This is a genomic window from Nocardioides sp. R-C-SC26 (assembly GCF_021246465.1).
GTDB lineage: Bacteria > Actinomycetota > Actinomycetes > Propionibacteriales > Nocardioidaceae > Nocardioides.
This window is the reverse complement of the sequence record NZ_JAHRHK010000013.1, coordinates 28,363-42,489: the sequence shown is the minus strand read 5'-3', so window position 1 is coordinate 42,489 and position 14,127 is coordinate 28,363. Positions and strand designations below refer to the sequence as shown.

13 protein-coding genes are annotated in these 14,127 nt (G+C 70.4%); 9 read left to right on the top strand and 4 right to left on the bottom strand.

What is annotated here, in order from left to right:
- Nucleotides 1-28: 28 nt before the first annotated feature.
- Together KSO97_RS12680 and KSO97_RS12675 are read right to left on the bottom strand one after the other, a co-directional pair.
- On the bottom strand, nt 29-421 hold the full coding sequence (locus KSO97_RS12680; RefSeq protein ID WP_232679425.1) for a DUF2304 domain-containing protein: 393 nt from the start codon (nt 419-421) through the stop codon (nt 29-31).
- On the bottom strand, nt 418-1,188 hold the full coding sequence (locus KSO97_RS12675) for a glycosyltransferase family 2 protein (RefSeq protein ID WP_232679423.1): 771 nt from the start codon (nt 1,186-1,188) through the stop codon (nt 418-420). Before KSO97_RS12675 ends, KSO97_RS12680 begins: the two co-directional genes overlap by 4 nt.
- A gap of 256 nt (nt 1,189-1,444) precedes the next feature.
- Here KSO97_RS12675 and KSO97_RS12670 point away from each other — a divergent pair, with 256 nt between their 5' ends.
- From KSO97_RS12670 to KSO97_RS12645, 6 genes are all read left to right on the top strand, one after another.
- Nucleotides 1,445-2,644: an acyl-CoA dehydrogenase family protein gene (locus KSO97_RS12670; RefSeq protein WP_232679421.1), complete on the top strand. Its 1,200-nt coding sequence runs from the start codon at nt 1,445-1,447 to the stop codon at nt 2,642-2,644.
- Nucleotides 2,645-2,660: 16 nt separating this feature from the next.
- Entirely contained in the window at nt 2,661-3,767 is a 1,107-nt protein-coding gene (locus KSO97_RS12665) for a hypothetical protein (protein ID WP_232679419.1), read from the top strand.
- A gap of 82 nt (nt 3,768-3,849) precedes the next feature.
- On the top strand, nt 3,850-5,154 hold the full coding sequence (locus KSO97_RS12660; RefSeq protein WP_232679417.1) for a phospholipase D-like domain-containing protein: 1,305 nt from the start codon (nt 3,850-3,852) through the stop codon (nt 5,152-5,154).
- Nucleotides 5,155-5,243: 89 nt separating this feature from the next.
- Complete coding sequence (locus KSO97_RS12655) at nt 5,244-6,284, top strand: MaoC family dehydratase (protein ID WP_232679415.1); 1,041 nt, start codon at nt 5,244-5,246, stop codon at nt 6,282-6,284.
- A gap of 148 nt (nt 6,285-6,432) precedes the next feature.
- Nucleotides 6,433-8,334 (top strand): NAD-binding protein, encoded by a 1,902-nt coding sequence (locus tag KSO97_RS12650; protein ID WP_232679413.1) that lies wholly within the window; start codon nt 6,433-6,435, stop codon nt 8,332-8,334.
- Between the two features lie 101 nt (nt 8,335-8,435).
- Nucleotides 8,436-9,062 carry a DUF6758 family protein gene (locus KSO97_RS12645; protein WP_232679411.1) on the top strand — a complete coding sequence of 209 codons (627 nt, stop codon included), beginning with the start codon at nt 8,436-8,438 and terminating at the stop codon, nt 9,060-9,062.
- Between the two features lie 20 nt (nt 9,063-9,082).
- Here KSO97_RS12645 and KSO97_RS12640 read toward each other — a convergent pair whose 3' ends face one another.
- Complete coding sequence (locus tag KSO97_RS12640; RefSeq protein WP_232679409.1) at nt 9,083-9,877, bottom strand: SDR family oxidoreductase; 795 nt, start codon at nt 9,875-9,877, stop codon at nt 9,083-9,085.
- A gap of 80 nt (nt 9,878-9,957) precedes the next feature.
- On the opposite strand from KSO97_RS12640, the gene KSO97_RS12635 reads away from it, so the two are divergent.
- Entirely contained in the window at nt 9,958-10,743 is a 786-nt protein-coding gene (locus KSO97_RS12635; protein ID WP_232679407.1) for a ParA family protein, read from the top strand.
- 12 nt (nt 10,744-10,755) lie between these two features.
- Entirely contained in the window at nt 10,756-11,469 is a 714-nt protein-coding gene (locus KSO97_RS12630; protein ID WP_232679404.1) for a L,D-transpeptidase, read from the top strand.
- Between the two features lie 87 nt (nt 11,470-11,556).
- Here KSO97_RS12630 and KSO97_RS12625 read toward each other — a convergent pair whose 3' ends face one another.
- Nucleotides 11,557-13,143, bottom strand: coding sequence for a DEAD/DEAH box helicase (locus tag KSO97_RS12625; RefSeq protein WP_374198508.1), 1,587 nt, complete (start codon nt 13,141-13,143; stop codon nt 11,557-11,559).
- 201 nt (nt 13,144-13,344) lie between these two features.
- Here KSO97_RS12625 and KSO97_RS12620 point away from each other — a divergent pair, with 201 nt between their 5' ends.
- Nucleotides 13,345-14,061: a ferritin-like fold-containing protein gene (locus KSO97_RS12620; RefSeq protein WP_232679402.1), complete on the top strand. Its 717-nt coding sequence runs from the start codon at nt 13,345-13,347 to the stop codon at nt 14,059-14,061.
- Nucleotides 14,062-14,127 lie beyond the last annotated feature (66 nt).

The window sequence follows — 14,127 nt, the reverse complement described above, 5'->3', positions numbered from 1 at the left end:
GGTCGAGCACGCTGCGGGTGGGTCGGGATCAGGGGTTCGACGGGGGCTCGACGTCGGGTCGCGGCCGCCGCTCTGGCTCGACCGTGCGCCGTTCCAGATCCAGACGCAGCAAGGCGATCTCCTCGGCCAGCACCCGGGTCTTCTCCTCCAGACGTCCCAGCTCGTAGCTGTGCTGGAGGGTGAGCATCAGCAGCACCAGGCTGGCGAGGAAGAACAGCAGGTTGACCGGAACCTCGACGCCCGCGATGTCCGCGACACCGGTGAGCAGCCCGGGGAAGATCGCCAGGGCGAGCACGCCGAGAGCGACCATGAACCACAGCACCGCGTACTTCTCGCGCAGTCGATGGCGCCGCATCATCTCGAAGAGGGCGACGATGACGGTCGCCGATCCGGCGATGCCGAGGATGAGTGTCGACTTCACGACCGACTCCCCGGGAGAGCCGTGGGGGTGTCATCGAGGTCGACGGCGGGCCAGCGGCGCACCAGCGCCAGCGTCAGCGCGACGACGGCGCGCGCGAGGTACAGCGCGGCCTTGACGGGTGTCTGGCTCGCCGTCCCGGCCTGCCGCGAGCGCATCTGCACCGGCACCTGGGCGACTTCGCAACCGGCCCGGATCGCGATCACCGTGGACTCCACGGTGTCGCCGAGATACTCGGCGGGGTAGTGGGCCGCGAAGAGCGCGAGGGCGCGGCGGGTGGCGACCCGGAACCCGCTCGTCACGTCGGTCAGACGCGTCCTCGCCATCCGCGAGAGGGTGCGGGCCAGGACACGCATCGCCAACCCGCGAGCCAGGCTGACCCGGTAGGGCTCGCCTTCGCCGGCGAATCGCGCCCCGATGACCAGGTCGGCCCCACCCGTACCGCCGGGCCGGCGCAGCGCCGCTTCGAGAGCGGCCAGGTAGCGCGGGTCGTGCTGGCCGTCGGCGTCGATCTGCACCGCGACGTCGTAGCCCCGCGCCAGCGCGTACCGGTACCCCGCCCGCATCGCGCCCCCGACGCCGAGGTTGAAGGGGAGGCGGCAGACCTCGGCACCGGCTGCGCGCGCGACGGCGGCCGTGCGATCGCTCGAGCCGTCGTCGACGACGAGGAGGTCGACGTCGGGACGCACCTCACGGATGTCGGCGATCGTTCCGGGGAGCGCGTCCTGCTCGTTCCATGCCGGAACGATGACGAGAACGTGGGCGGACACACGCGCACTGTAGAGGTTCCGGGGCTGCGCGTGTCCTGCCCGCCCTGCCGAGGCTGACCGCGCCCCGGGCACGCGCCCGCTGCGGCCGTCGGGGGGCGGTGGCGCGGAGAGCAGGGTGGCGTAGATCATGTCCTTCGGACGGCCGACGTCGTGTCGACCGCGCGACAGGCGGTGCTACCGGTGGGTAACATTGCTGTGATCGCGGGCCGCCCGCTCGCCGCATCGTGCCGACATCTCGCCAACAAGGAGCTAGCCCATGGGCCGCCTGTGCCAGACCGACGGACTGACCGAGGACCAGACCGAGATCCTCAAGGCTGTCCGTACCTTCGTCGAGGAGCGGATCATCCCGGTCGCCACCGAGCTCGAGCACGCGGACGAGTACCCGCAGGAGATCGTCGACGGCCTCAAGGAGCTCGGGATCTTCGGTCTGATGATCCCCGAGGAGTACGACGGCCTCGGGGAGTCCCTGTTGACCTACGCCCTGTGCGTGGAGGAGATCGCGCGCGGCTGGATGAGCGTCTCCGGCGTGATCAACACCCACTTCATCGTCGCCTACATGCTGATGCAGCACGGCACCGAGGAGCAGAAGCGCACCTACCTGCCGCGGATGGCCACCGGCGAGGTGCGCGGTGCGTTCTCGATGTCCGAGCCCGGTCTGGGTTCCGACGTGAGCGCCATCAAGACCAAGGCCACCAAGAACGACGACGGCGGCTACACGATCAACGGCCAGAAGATGTGGCTGACCAACGGCGGTTCCTCGACGCTGGTCGCCGTCCTGGTCAAGACCGACGAGGGTGCCGACTCGGTCTACAAGAACATGACGACGTTCCTGGTGGAGAAGGAGGCCGGCTTCGGTGAGACCGCGCCCGGCCTCACCATCCCCGGCAAGATCGACAAGATGGGTTACAAGGGCGTCGACACCACGGAGGCGGTGTTCGACAACCACCAGATCTCGGCAGAGCAGATCCTCGGGGGTGAGCCGGGCAAGGGCTTCTACCAGATGATGGACGGCGTCGAGGTCGGTCGGGTGAACGTCGCTGCGCGCGCCTGCGGCATCGCCAACCGCGCGTTCGAGCTCGGTGCCGCCTATGCCCAGCAGCGCGAGACGTTCGGCAAGCCGATCGCCGAGCACCAGGCGGTGCTCTTCCGCCTTGCCGAGATGGCGACCAAGGTCGAGACGGCCCACACGATGATGGTCAAGGCTGCCCGCTTGAAGGACTCCGGCCGACGGATGGACGTCGAGGCCGGCATGGCCAAGATGCTCGCCTCCGAGTACTGCAACGAGGTGGTCGAGGCGTCCTTCCGGATCCACGGCGGCTACGGCTACTCCAAGGAGTACGAGATCGAGCGCCTCTACCGCGAGGCGGCGTTCATGCTGATCGGCGAGGGCACCAGTGACATCCAGAAGATGATCATCGGCCGCTCGCTGCTCAAGGACTACGCGCTCAAGGGCTGACGGGCGGGTCCACCGGATGGTGCGTGAGCTGGTGCTGCACGTCGGCCTGATGAAGTCCGGCACCAGCCACCTGCAGGCATTGCTCGCCGCGCAGCGCGACACTCTCGCGCTGCGCGGCGTGCTCTTTCCCGGGCCTACCTGGGCCGACCAGGCCGCGGGCGTGCGGGAGTTCCTCGCTCCGGGTGGCCCGGGGCCGCGATGGGCGCGTCTGCGCGGCCAGATCCTGGCTCATCCCGGCGCGGTCCTGGTGTCGATGGAGTTCCTCGGGCCCGCACCGAGGCCGGCCATCGAGAGGCTGCTCGCCGAGCTGGGGCACCCGGAGCTGCGCGTGGTGATCACGGCGCGCGACCTCGCCCGATCGCTCTCCTCGATGTGGCAGGAGAGCCTCCAGAACGGTCACTCCTGGACGTGGGAGGAGTACCTCGACGCGGCTGAGGCCGCCAGGCCGGGGGAGCGGGGCTCCCAGGCCGGCTCCGCGGGCGCGGGCACCCACTTCTGGCGGCGCCAGGGGCTCGCTCGGGTGGTGCGCAACTGGAGCGCCGTCGCCGGCACGGATGGCGTCACCGTGGTGACGGTGCCTCCGGCGGGCTCGCCGTCGGGCGTGCTCGAAGAGCGGTTCGCCGGGGCCTGCGGCGTGCCGATCGAGACGGGTCTGGACCTGGATCGCCGCAACGAGTCGCTGGGACTGGCCTCGTCCCTGGCGCTGCGTCAGCTCAACGAGAACCTCGACGCCCGCGGTCGGGCGTACCCCGCCGGGGCCTACGTACGCAAGCGGGTCGTGGCCAAGACCGTGCTCGCGGCGCGACGCGCGGCCGAGTCGCCGCTGCGCGTCGACCCGATGCCGTGGATGCACCAGGAGTCCACGCGTCTGCGAGCAGCGGTGGAGCGTGCCGGTGTCGGAGTGGTCGGCGATCTGGACGACCTCGTTCCACGTCCCGTGCCCGGCGTCGGGGTGGGCGAGGTCGACGGAGCCGACGTCGCGGCCTCCGCCCTGGCCGCACTGGCGGAACTGGTCGTGCTGTACGCGGACACGAATCCCCGTCAGGGACTGGCCGCAGGCGTTCACGCCGCTGAGGCGGGCGGCGGCGACCCGGTGCCGTTCGCCGAGCCACCGCCGGGTTAGGGTCCCCGCTGGGTGCGATGAGGGGCCCAGCCTCTCGGGGCCGTAAGGTCTGCCCGTTCGCCTATGTCTTGAAGGGACTTCCATGCGTGCTGTCCGGTTGACCGTCGGAGCCGTCGTGCTCGCCGTCGTCGCCACCCTGGCCACCGTCCCGCCGCAGGGAGTCGCGCCCGGCGCGGCGGCCGCGCAGGCATCGAGCGGCTGGACGCCGCCGGGTGGCGTGCTCTTCAGCGACCCCTACTCCGCTGACAGCCGCAACATCCTGCGACGCGTGATCAAGACCATCCGCAACACCGGCAAAGGTCAGTACATCCGCATCGCCGTGTGGAACTTCGACGACGGTCCGACGCGCGAGGCGCTGATCAACGCCGACAAGCGGGGCGTCCACGTGCAGGTGATCGTGGCCGGGAGCGTCGAGAACGCCAACTACACCGCGCTCGCCAAACAACTGAACCTGCGTCGCAACGACGAGAGCTTCGCGCGCAAGTGCAAGGGCGCGTGCCGCAGCCGCTCCAAGATCATGCACTCCAAGGTGTTCCTCTTCAGCAGGGTGCGCTCGACCAAGCACATCAGCATGTTCGGCTCCTCGAACCTGACCGCTCCGGCCGGCAACCGTCAGTGGAACGACATGGTCACCACGTTCGACACCCCGCTGTACAACTACTTCGTCGGCATGTTCAACGAATATGCCGCCGACAAGCCCGCCAAGAAGGTCTTCCAGCGCGTGGACCTGGGCAAGTACCGCGCCTACCTGTTCCCGACCAACGGCCGTAACCCGGTGCTCGAGGAGCTCAAGCTGGTCAGGTGCACCGGGGCGAAGGGCATGCCACGTCAGCGCACCCGGATCCGGATCGCCATCGCCGGCTGGTTCGACGAGTTCGGCGCCGACATCGCGCGCCGGGTGCGCACGCTGTGGGAGCAGGGCTGCGACATCAAGATCATCACCACGCTGGCGGGCCGGTCCGTCAACCGGATCCTCAAGGCGCCTCGCGGCCGTGGACCGGTGCCGATCCGACGTCTCGAGGTCGATGCCAACTTCGACGGCGTGGCCGAGCGCTACCTGCACATGAAGAACGTCGCGATCGCCGGCAACTTCGACGGCGACCGGCGCGGCAAGGTGATCATCACGGGTTCGCCGAACTGGAGCGCCCGCGCGGCCCGCTCCGACGAGATGCTGGTGCGGATGAGCAAGGTCGGCGGCATGGTGTTCAACTACCAGCGCTGGATCGACAAGCTGTACGCCTCGCCGTACTCCCACACGCGCACGCCCGCCCAGACGCTCGACGAGGGCGACTTCGATGCTCGTCGTCGCGTGGCACCGGTGAGCTACAGCCCGCGCGAGCTCTACAAGATGGCCCACACCCTCCCGTCCTGGTACGAGCTCGACTGACCGCGCGTCACGCCCTCGCCCGCAGCGCCCGTGCGCGCGGGCGAGGGCGTCGCTGTGTGCAGCCCGACCCTCTGAGAGGATCGGGCCTCGTGAGCAAGACCAACCCGGGCAACTTCTTCGAGGACTTCACCGTCGGCCAGGTCATCGAGCACGCGACGCCGCGCACGATCACCGACGGCGACCGCGCGCTCTACGGTGCGCTCTACCCGACGCGCTTCGCGGTGCCGTCCTCCGCCGAGTTCGCCGCCGCGGTCGGCCTCCCCGGGGCACCGGTGGAGGAGCTGATCGCGTTCCACGTCGCGTTCGGCAAGACCGTGCCGGACATCTCGCTGAACGCCGTGGCGAATCTGGGCTACGCCGAGTGCCGCTTCCACCGGCCGATCGTGCCCGGCGACACGCTCCGCACCTCCTCCGAGGTCATCGGACTGAAGCAGAACTCCAACGGCAGGTCGGGGGTCGTCTACGTGCGCTCCACCGCCACCGACCAGCACGGCGATGTCGCGCTGGAGTGGGCGCGGTGGGTGATGGTGCACAAGCGCGACGCCGACGCTCCGGCCCCGGAGCCCGTGGTGCCGCAGCTGGCCGACGTCGTGGCTCCGGCGGACCTCGTGCTGCCGACCGGGCTGGACTTCAGCGCCTACGACACCGCTGCCGCCGGCGAGGCGCATCGGCTCGGCGACTACAGGGCGGGGGAGCGCATCGACCACGTGGACGGCGTCACGCTCACCGACGCCGAGCACATGATGGCCACGCGACTGTGGCAGAACACCGCCAAGGTGCACTTCAACACCGAGGCCCGCCCCGACGGGCGTCGTCTGATCTACGGCGGCCACGTGATCTCGATGGCGCGGGCGCTCTCGTTCAACGGCCTCGCGAACGCTCAGTTGATCGCAGCCGTCAACGGTGGAGCTCACACCGCCCCGGCGTTCGCGGGCGACACCGTGTACGCCTGGTCGGAGGTGCTCGACGTCGTCGACCTGTCCGACCGCGCGCCCGGGGTGGGCGCACTCCGCCTGCGGCTCGTCGCCACCCGCGGGCGCGACGAGTCGATGACGCTGCGCGACGAGGACGGCAAGTACGCCGACGGTGTGCTGTTGGACCTCGATTACTGGGCCCTGATCCCGCGGTGACCGCCCGGGTCGGCAGGACCACGCCGCCGACCCGTTGCGCAGCCGGTCCAGACGGGACAGCGGCTTCTCCGCACGTTTCCACGGATCTGCCGATCGCGGTCGTCGGGCTCTGCCACCATGGTCCTTTGTGGCACGGACCGGATTACAGATGCGTCGGCGCACGACGCAGGCGCTGAGCGCACGTCAGAGCGAGAGCTCGGGCGGCAAGGATCGCAGCGAGATCGCGTGGCGCGCTCGACTGCGCTACGCCTTCGACAACTCCATGGCGAAGGGGACGCCGGCGCTCATCGCGTGGCTGACCGTCGCCACGGTCGTGCTCATCACGTTCTTCGCCGTGCTCACCCTCGTTCTCGGCCTGCGGGGCGACTCGGACAACGGCTTCGCCGACGAGGTCTTCCAGGCGCTCCTGCACGCGCTGGACCCGGGCACCGTCGCCGGCGACACCGGAACTCCGTGGCGCTTCATCATCACGATGCTCGCGCTGACCATCGGCGGCCTGTTCATCGTCAGTGCTCTCATCGGCGTCATCGCTGCGGGGATCGACGCCAAGATCGCCGAGCTCCAGCGCGGTCGCTCGATCGTGCTCGAGACCGAGCACACCGTGATCCTCGGATGGTCCGAGTCGATCTTCACGATCCTCTCCGAGCTCTCGATCGCCAACGAGAGCCGCAAGCGACCGGTCATCGTGGTGCTGGCGGACCGCGACAAGGTCGAGATGGAGGAGGCGATCCGCGCGAAGGTGCCGGACCTGCGCGGAACGCGGGTCGTCTGCCGCTCCGGCTCGCCGATGGACGTCGACGACCTCGCGTTGAGCAGTCACGCCAGTGCTCGCTCGGTGATCCTGCTGGCCCCCGATGCCTCCGACGACCCCGACAGCGAGGTCATCAAGACCCTGCTCGCCCTGACGCACGACGGCGATGCCGGGCCGGGCATCGTCGCGGAGATCCGCAACCCGAGCAATCTGGAGGTCGCCCGGCTGATCGGTCGCAACCGGGTCGTCCTGCTCGACATCCGAGAGACCGTGGCCAAGCTTCTCGTGCAGACCTCGCGGCAGTCCGGCGCCGCCGCCGTCTATACCGAGCTCTTCGACTACGACGGCGACGAGATCTACTTCCTGGACGAGCACGGGCTCGGCGCCAGGACCTACGGCGAGGCCGTTGCCGCGTTCGAGTCGGCCTCGGTGATCGGGCTCGTGCGCGACGGTGCGCCGACCCTCAACCCACCGCCGGAGACGGTCCTCGGCGACGCGTCGCTGGTCGTCGTGGCGGCCGACGACGACGAGCTCGCGAGCCTGACGCCGGCCCGCGTGGCCGGCGATCTCGACGCCCTCGGAGTGGTGGCCGACACCGCTCCGCAACCGACGCAGGCGCTCGTGATCGGGTGGGACGCTCGCGGACCGATCGTGCTCCGCGAGCTCGACAAGTACGCGCCGCCCGGGTCGACCCTCACCGTCGTCACCACGTTCGGTGAGGTCGTGCTGCCGCAGCTGCGCAACCTCGACGTGCGCGTCGTCGTCGGCCCGACCACCGACCGGGCCACGCTCTCCGCGCTGCTCACCGAGGACCTCGACCAGGTGATGGTGCTCTGCTACTCCGAGCACCTCGAGCACCAGGCCGCCGACGCCCGCACACTGGTCACGCTGCTCCACGTGCGCGACATCCTCGCCGCGGCCGGCGTCTCGGTGCCCGTCGTCAGCGAGATGCTCGACGACCGCAACCGTGTGCTGGCCGAGGTCGCCCACGTCGACGACGTCGTCGTCAGCGGCGAGATCGTCAGCCTGCTGGTGACCCAGATGTCGGAGGACCGGCGCCTCGAGGCGGTGTTCGACCAGTTGCTCGGTGACGAGGGCAGCGAGATCTACCTGCGCCCGGTCGAGTGGTACGTCCAGCCGGGCGAGCGCAGTTATGCCACGGTCGTCGCCGGAGCGCTGCGCCGCAACGAGACCGCGCTGGGCTACAAGCAGGGGCACGACGTCGTGGTGAATCCCGCGAAGTCCGATCGGATCGTCTTCGGCCCCGACGACCGCATCGTGGTGCTCGCCGAGGACTGAGCCTGATTCCACGCTGAGCCGCGTCGCGGATCCGCTGCCCGGGCGGGTCGGCGCCGAAAGGCGTCTTGACGCCTCGCGGGGCGGGCGGCGAGCGTTCTCCCATGCGCGCCGAGTGCCCCCGTTGCGGCGGTGAGGTCGCCGAGGAGCCGGACTCCTGGGCATGTGCGCTGCACGGGGTCGTCGTACCGCTGTGGCGGCCGCGCGAGTCGAGCTACGAGGTGTTCGCCCATCACCTGGCGCGCGCCGGAGACTTCCCCACCTACCTGCCGTGGCCGCTGGGATCGGACTGGCGGGTGACCGACTTCGCGGTGATGGCCGAGGGCGGGCGCGTCCGGGCGAGCGTCACGGCCTGTGCGGGCACCAGCCTGCTCGACGGTCCGGTCGAGCTCCTCGTGGTCGCCGAGGAGGCCGGAGCCGGGCTGGGCTCGCGGGTGGCAGGCACCGTGCACGACGACCCGGGCGCCGAGGTCGCCGACCACCCGCCCGTCGTCCGGGTGCGCATCGGTCATCAGACCGTGCCGATGTGGTCGGTCTCGACCAGCGCGGCGCCGGGGGAGTGGGACCGGTCCGTGGTGGTGGGGGAGGCCTTCGGCCGCTGGCTGTGGCTGGTGGTGCGCCCGGCGTCGGCGATGCTGCTGCTCCGCGACGACTGGATCCTGCGTGACGTCTCCGCGGCCGGTCCGCATCTGGTCGAGCTGCCCTTCGGCGGCCCGCCCCCGGCGTGGTGAGGTCGCGTCCGAGGCGCGACCTACTTGCGGCCCATCGACTGGAACCGCTGCAGGGCCTGGTTGGGCACGAACTTCGCCAGGCTCGCGATCGTCTTGTACTGCACCCCGGGAATCGAGTAGACGCGACCCTTGTCGAAGTCCTCCAGCGCCTTGGTGACCAGGAAGTCGACATCGAGCCACATGAAGCTGTCGCCGCGCTTGACCGACATCCGCTCGTGGAACTCGGTCTTGGTGAACCCGGGGCACAACGCCATCACCGTCACGCCCTGGGGCCGGTACTCGGTGGCGGCCCACTCGCTGAACGAGTTCACCCACGCCTTGGCGGCCGAGTAGCTGCCGCGTGGCAGGAACGCGGCGACGCTGGAGACGTTGATGACGCCGCCACGGCCGCGCTCGGCCATGCCGCCGAGTGCGGCGTGGCTGAGTCGCAGCACGGCGGTGACGAGGACGTCGAGCATCGCGTGCTCCTCGTCCACCGCGTTGTCCAGGAAGCGCTGCTTGAGTCCGAAACCCGCGTTGTTGACGAGGAGGTCGACGGGACGATCCGCGTCGCGCAGCCGCGCCTCGACCGCTGCCAGCTGGGCCGGGACGACGAGGTCGGCCGTCATCGTCTCGACCTCGACGCCGTGGGCGGAGCGGAGCGCTTCGGCGACGTCGTCGAGGCGTGCGCCGTCACGGGCGATGAGCACCAGGTCGTGTCCGCGCCGGGCGAGGTGTTCGGCGAACGCGTGCCCGATGCCCGCCGTCGCGCCGGTGACGAGTGCGGTGCCGGCGGCGCCGTCGGAGGCCGGAGAGGTCGATGAGGAGGAAGCCATGGGTCGTATCCAACCAAATCCGGGCGCGTCGGAGGTGGTCGTCCCCGCGCGATCACACGCCGTCCGGCATGATGGCCGCGATGACCACGACCCTCGCGATCGCCAACCAGAAGGGCGGCGTCGCCAAGACGACCAGCGTCGCGTCGATCGGTGCTGCCCTGGCCGAGCTCGGCCAGTCGGTGCTGCTGGTCGACCTGGACCCGCAGGCCTGTCTCACCTTCTCCCTCGGTATCGACCCGGAGGACCTGGAGATCTCGGTGCATCAGGTGCTGACCCAGCGGATCGACCCGACCCAGGTGGTCATCGAGACCGAGGACGGCGTCGCCCTGATGCCCGCCACCATCGAGCTCGCGCGGGCCGAGGCGGACCTGTTGACGCGGACCGGTCGCGAGCACGTGCTCCGCGGCATGCTGGAGGACCTCGCCGAGCGCAACGCCTCCTACGACTGGATCCTGCTCGACTGCCCGCCCTCGCTCGGGGTGCTCACCGTCGCGGCGCTCACCGCCGCGGACGGTGTCCTCATCCCGTTGCAGTGCGAGACGCTGTCGCACCGAGGTGTGGGGCAACTACTCGACACGGTGCACGACGTCCGCCGGTTCACCAATCGCGACCTGGCCGTGTGGGGCGTGCTCCCCACGCTCTACGACGGACGCACCACGCACAGTCGGACGGTGCTCGAGACGATCGCGGAGACCTACGACCTCGACGTCGTCGAGCCGCCGATCCCCAAGACGATCAAGTTCGCCGAGGCGCCGGCCGCCGGTCGTTCGATTCTCGCGACGAGCCGGTCCAGCAAGGGCGCCCAGGCCTACCGCGAGGTCGCCCGGAACCTCCTGGCCCGAGCCTCGCGCGACCGACAGGTCTGACGGGACCGCTCGATGAGTCGCCATCGCGCCCAGCACAACCCGGTCACGCGGGTGCGGTACGGGCGCCTGGGGCTGCTCGGGGTCTCGGCGCTCACGACGGCCGTCGGCGTGCTCGGCGGTGTGGGTGCGCTGCCCTCGGCCGCCGACGAGGACCACGGTGCCACCTCGTCGTCCCACGACGTGCGGGTGAGCAGCGAGACGTCCGGTACGGCGGCCCTCACCGACGTCGCGGCTCTGACCGGGCCGATCGCCCCGGAGACGGCCGACGTCGGCCCGACCGGATCCGACGCTCGCGACGACACCGGACGCGCGCACACGCCGCCGGCGGTGCCGGACGACTCCGGAACCGGTCGACGCGTCGTGTTCAGCGAGGGCGGTCAGCGGGTGTGGCTGGTGCGTGCCGACGGGTCGATCGCGCGCACCTACCGCGTCTCCGGCAGCGTCCTGGACAACCTGGACCCCGGCACCTACCAGGTGTTCTCGCGCTCCGAGGACGCCGTCGGAATCGACGACTCCGGCACCATGAAGTGGTTCGTACGGTTCACCAGGGGCCCCTCGGGCGCTGCGATCGGGTTCCACACGATCCCGGTCAAGGACGGCGTCCCGCTGCAGACCAAGGGTCAGCTGGGCACGGCGCTGTCCCACGGCTGTATCCGTCAGAAGACGGTCGACGCCCTGGCGATGTGGGACTTCGCGCCCATCGGCACCACGGTCGTCGTCGTCTGATGCGTTGACCCGTCTTCAAGTAGAGACGGGTCAACACGGCTACCGGGGTTGACCCGTCTTCAAGTAGAGACGGGTCAACGCCTCAGTTCAGGACGAGGCGGGGGCGTCGCTCGATCCGGCGCCGGAACCGCCGCCCGGACCACGACGACGGCGTCGGCGACGCGCGGCGCTGGACGACGTGCCCTCGCCCGCAGCGCCCGGCTTCTCGCTCGCGGTGGCCGCGGAGTCGGCCGGAGCGGCGGATGCGCCGGCGGACGACGCGCCGCCGCCGACCTCCTGGCCGCCGCGGGTGCGGGTGCGGCTGCGGTTGCGCGCCGGACGCTGACGCGGCTCGGAGGAGCGCCCGCCCTCGGAGCGGCCCTGGGGTCGGGTGGACTCTGCGGGCTTGGGCTCGGCGATCCGACCGCGGGTGCCGGGGGCGATGCCCTGGTCGTGGAAGAGGTGCTCGGAGGTGGAGTAGGTCTCCTGCGGCTCGTCGAAGGGCAGGTCGAGCGCCTTGTTGATCATCTTCCAGCGATGCAGGTCCGCCCAGTCGACGAAGGTGATCGCGATACCCGAACGGCCCGCGCGGCCCGTACGTCCGATGCGGTGGACGTAGGTCTTGTCGTCCTCGGGGCAGGTGTAGTTGACCACGTGCGAGACGCCGGTGACGTCGATGCCGCGGGCGGCGACGTCGGTGGCGACGAGCACCTGGAGCTTGTCCTCGCGGAACCGGTTCAGGGTCTTCTCACGCGCCACCTGGGCCATGTCACCGTGCAGCGGGCCGGCCTTGAAACCACGTTCGACGAGGTCGTCGGCGACGCGCTGGGCCTGACGCTTGGTCCGGGTGAAGACGACGAACTTGTCGGCGTCCTCGGACTGGAGCAGGCGACCGATGATCTCCGGCTTGTCGAGGTCGTGGCACTGGTAGATGAACTGCGCCGTGGTCGGCACGGTGGCGTTCTCGTAGGAGGACTCCGCGCGGATGTTCATCGGGTGGCGCATGTGGGTGCGAGCGAGCGCCACGATCGCCGAAGGCATCGTCGCCGAGAACAGCATGGTCTGGCGCGAGTCGGGGGTCAGGCGCAGCAGCTTCTCGACGTCGGGCAGGAAGCCGAGGTCGAGCATCTCGTCGGCCTCGTCGAGGACGAGCGCGTGCACGTGGGAGAGATCGAGCGCACGACGGTTCGCCAGGTCGATCAGGCGGCCCGGCGTGCCGACGACGATGTCGACACCGGCCTCGAGCGCCTCGAGCTGCGGTTCGTAGCCGACGCCGCCGTAGACGGTGAGCACGCGGGTGCCGAGGTCCTTGCCGGCGAACTGGAGGTCGCTGGAGACCTGGAGCGCGAGCTCACGGGTCGGGGCGACGATGAGCGCCTGCGGCTTGCCCTGCGGCAGGTCGGCGTAGGCCGGGTCGTCGACGGTGACGCTGCGCTGCAGCACCGGGATGCCGAAGGCCAGCGTCTTGCCGGTGCCCGTTCGTGCCTGGCCGATCAGGTCGGTGCCGAGGAGAGCGACCGAGAGCGTCATCTCCTGGATGGCGAACGGCGTCACGATGCCGGAGCGCTCCAGCGCGTCGCAGATCTTGGGGTGGACGCCGAGGTCGCGGAAGGTGGTGCCGGTCGTCTCCGGCGTGGACGTCGAGGTGTCGTCGGACGCCGGGGCGCCCGACTCCGTGGTGGTGTCGGTAGTCAACGGTCTGCTTTCGAGTCGTTGCGGTCGACCCGGGCAGGCGGCCCGGAGGCCGCATTCCGCCGATCGTCAACCGCGCACATGCGGTGTGGCCGACACGTCGTGCGGAGCGGATGCGGGCGATCGAGGTGCGATCGGTCGGCAAGCTGCTGGGCAGGCCTGCGCGGCCACGGGATGACCTCACTGTATCGATAGGCTGCGCGCATGCCCGCATCCCCGGCTGAGACCACGTCCGTCACACTGCCGGAGGCGTTCGAGGACCCCGTGTACCGCGCCGCCGTCGTCGACCTGCTGGGAGTGATCTCCTACGGCGAGATCTCCGCCTTCGAGCGTCTCGCGGACGACTCCAAGTTGGCGCCCACCTTGGAGGACAAGCTCGCCCTGGCGACCATGGCGAGCGTCGAGCTCGGCAAGGTCGCGGCCCTGCACACCCACCTGCGCGCGCTCGGCGCCGACCCGTTCGCCGCGATGGCGCCCTTCCGCGCTGCGATCGACGAGTTCCACCGTCACACCGCCCCGGCCGACTGGGTGGAGGGCCTGGTGAAGGCCTACGTCGGCGATGGACTCGCCAACGACTTCTACCGCGAGATCGCCACCTACCTCGACCCCGACACCGGCGAGCTGGTGCTCAGCTCCCTCGACGACGACGGCGGGCATGCGGCGCTGGTCGTCGACCGCGTGCGTTCGGTGATCGCCGCCGACCCCGCGCAGGGCGGACGCCTGGCGCTGTGGGGGCGCCGGCTGATGGGGGAGGCGCTCACGCAGGCGCCGCGCGGCGCCGTGGACCGCGACGCGCTGACGGCGCTGCTGACCGGCGGCGTGGACCGCCCGGGTCTGGACCTCGCGGCCCTCGGGCGGATGTTCACCCGGCTCACCGAGCGCCACCAGGAGCGGATGGGCGAGCTGGGCCCCGACGCCTGAGCCTCGAACCAGGTGGAGGATCCAGCCACACGACGAGGGGGCCCTCCACCGCGCGAGCAGGGCCGG

Bases quoted from the DNA above. Each gene is read 5' to 3' on its own strand.
- KSO97_RS12670 (WP_232679421.1), top strand. From the start codon at position 1,445: ATGGGCCGCCTGTGCCAGACCGACGGACTGACCGAGGACCAGACCGAG.
- KSO97_RS12665 (WP_232679419.1), top strand. From the start codon at position 2,661: ATGGTGCGTGAGCTGGTGCTGCACGTCGGCCTGATGAAGTCCGGCACC.
- KSO97_RS12660 (WP_232679417.1), top strand. From the start codon at position 3,850: ATGCGTGCTGTCCGGTTGACCGTCGGAGCCGTCGTGCTCGCCGTCGTC.
- KSO97_RS12650 (WP_232679413.1), top strand. From the start codon at position 6,433: ATGCGTCGGCGCACGACGCAGGCGCTGAGCGCACGTCAGAGCGAGAGC.
- KSO97_RS12645 (WP_232679411.1), top strand. From the start codon at position 8,436: ATGCGCGCCGAGTGCCCCCGTTGCGGCGGTGAGGTCGCCGAGGAGCCG.
- KSO97_RS12640 (WP_232679409.1), bottom strand. From the start codon at position 9,877: ATGGCTTCCTCCTCATCGACCTCTCCGGCCTCCGACGGCGCCGCCGGC.
- KSO97_RS12635 (WP_232679407.1), top strand. From the start codon at position 9,958: ATGACCACGACCCTCGCGATCGCCAACCAGAAGGGCGGCGTCGCCAAG.
- KSO97_RS12630 (WP_232679404.1), top strand. From the start codon at position 10,756: ATGAGTCGCCATCGCGCCCAGCACAACCCGGTCACGCGGGTGCGGTAC.
- KSO97_RS12620 (WP_232679402.1), top strand. From the start codon at position 13,345: ATGCCCGCATCCCCGGCTGAGACCACGTCCGTCACACTGCCGGAGGCG.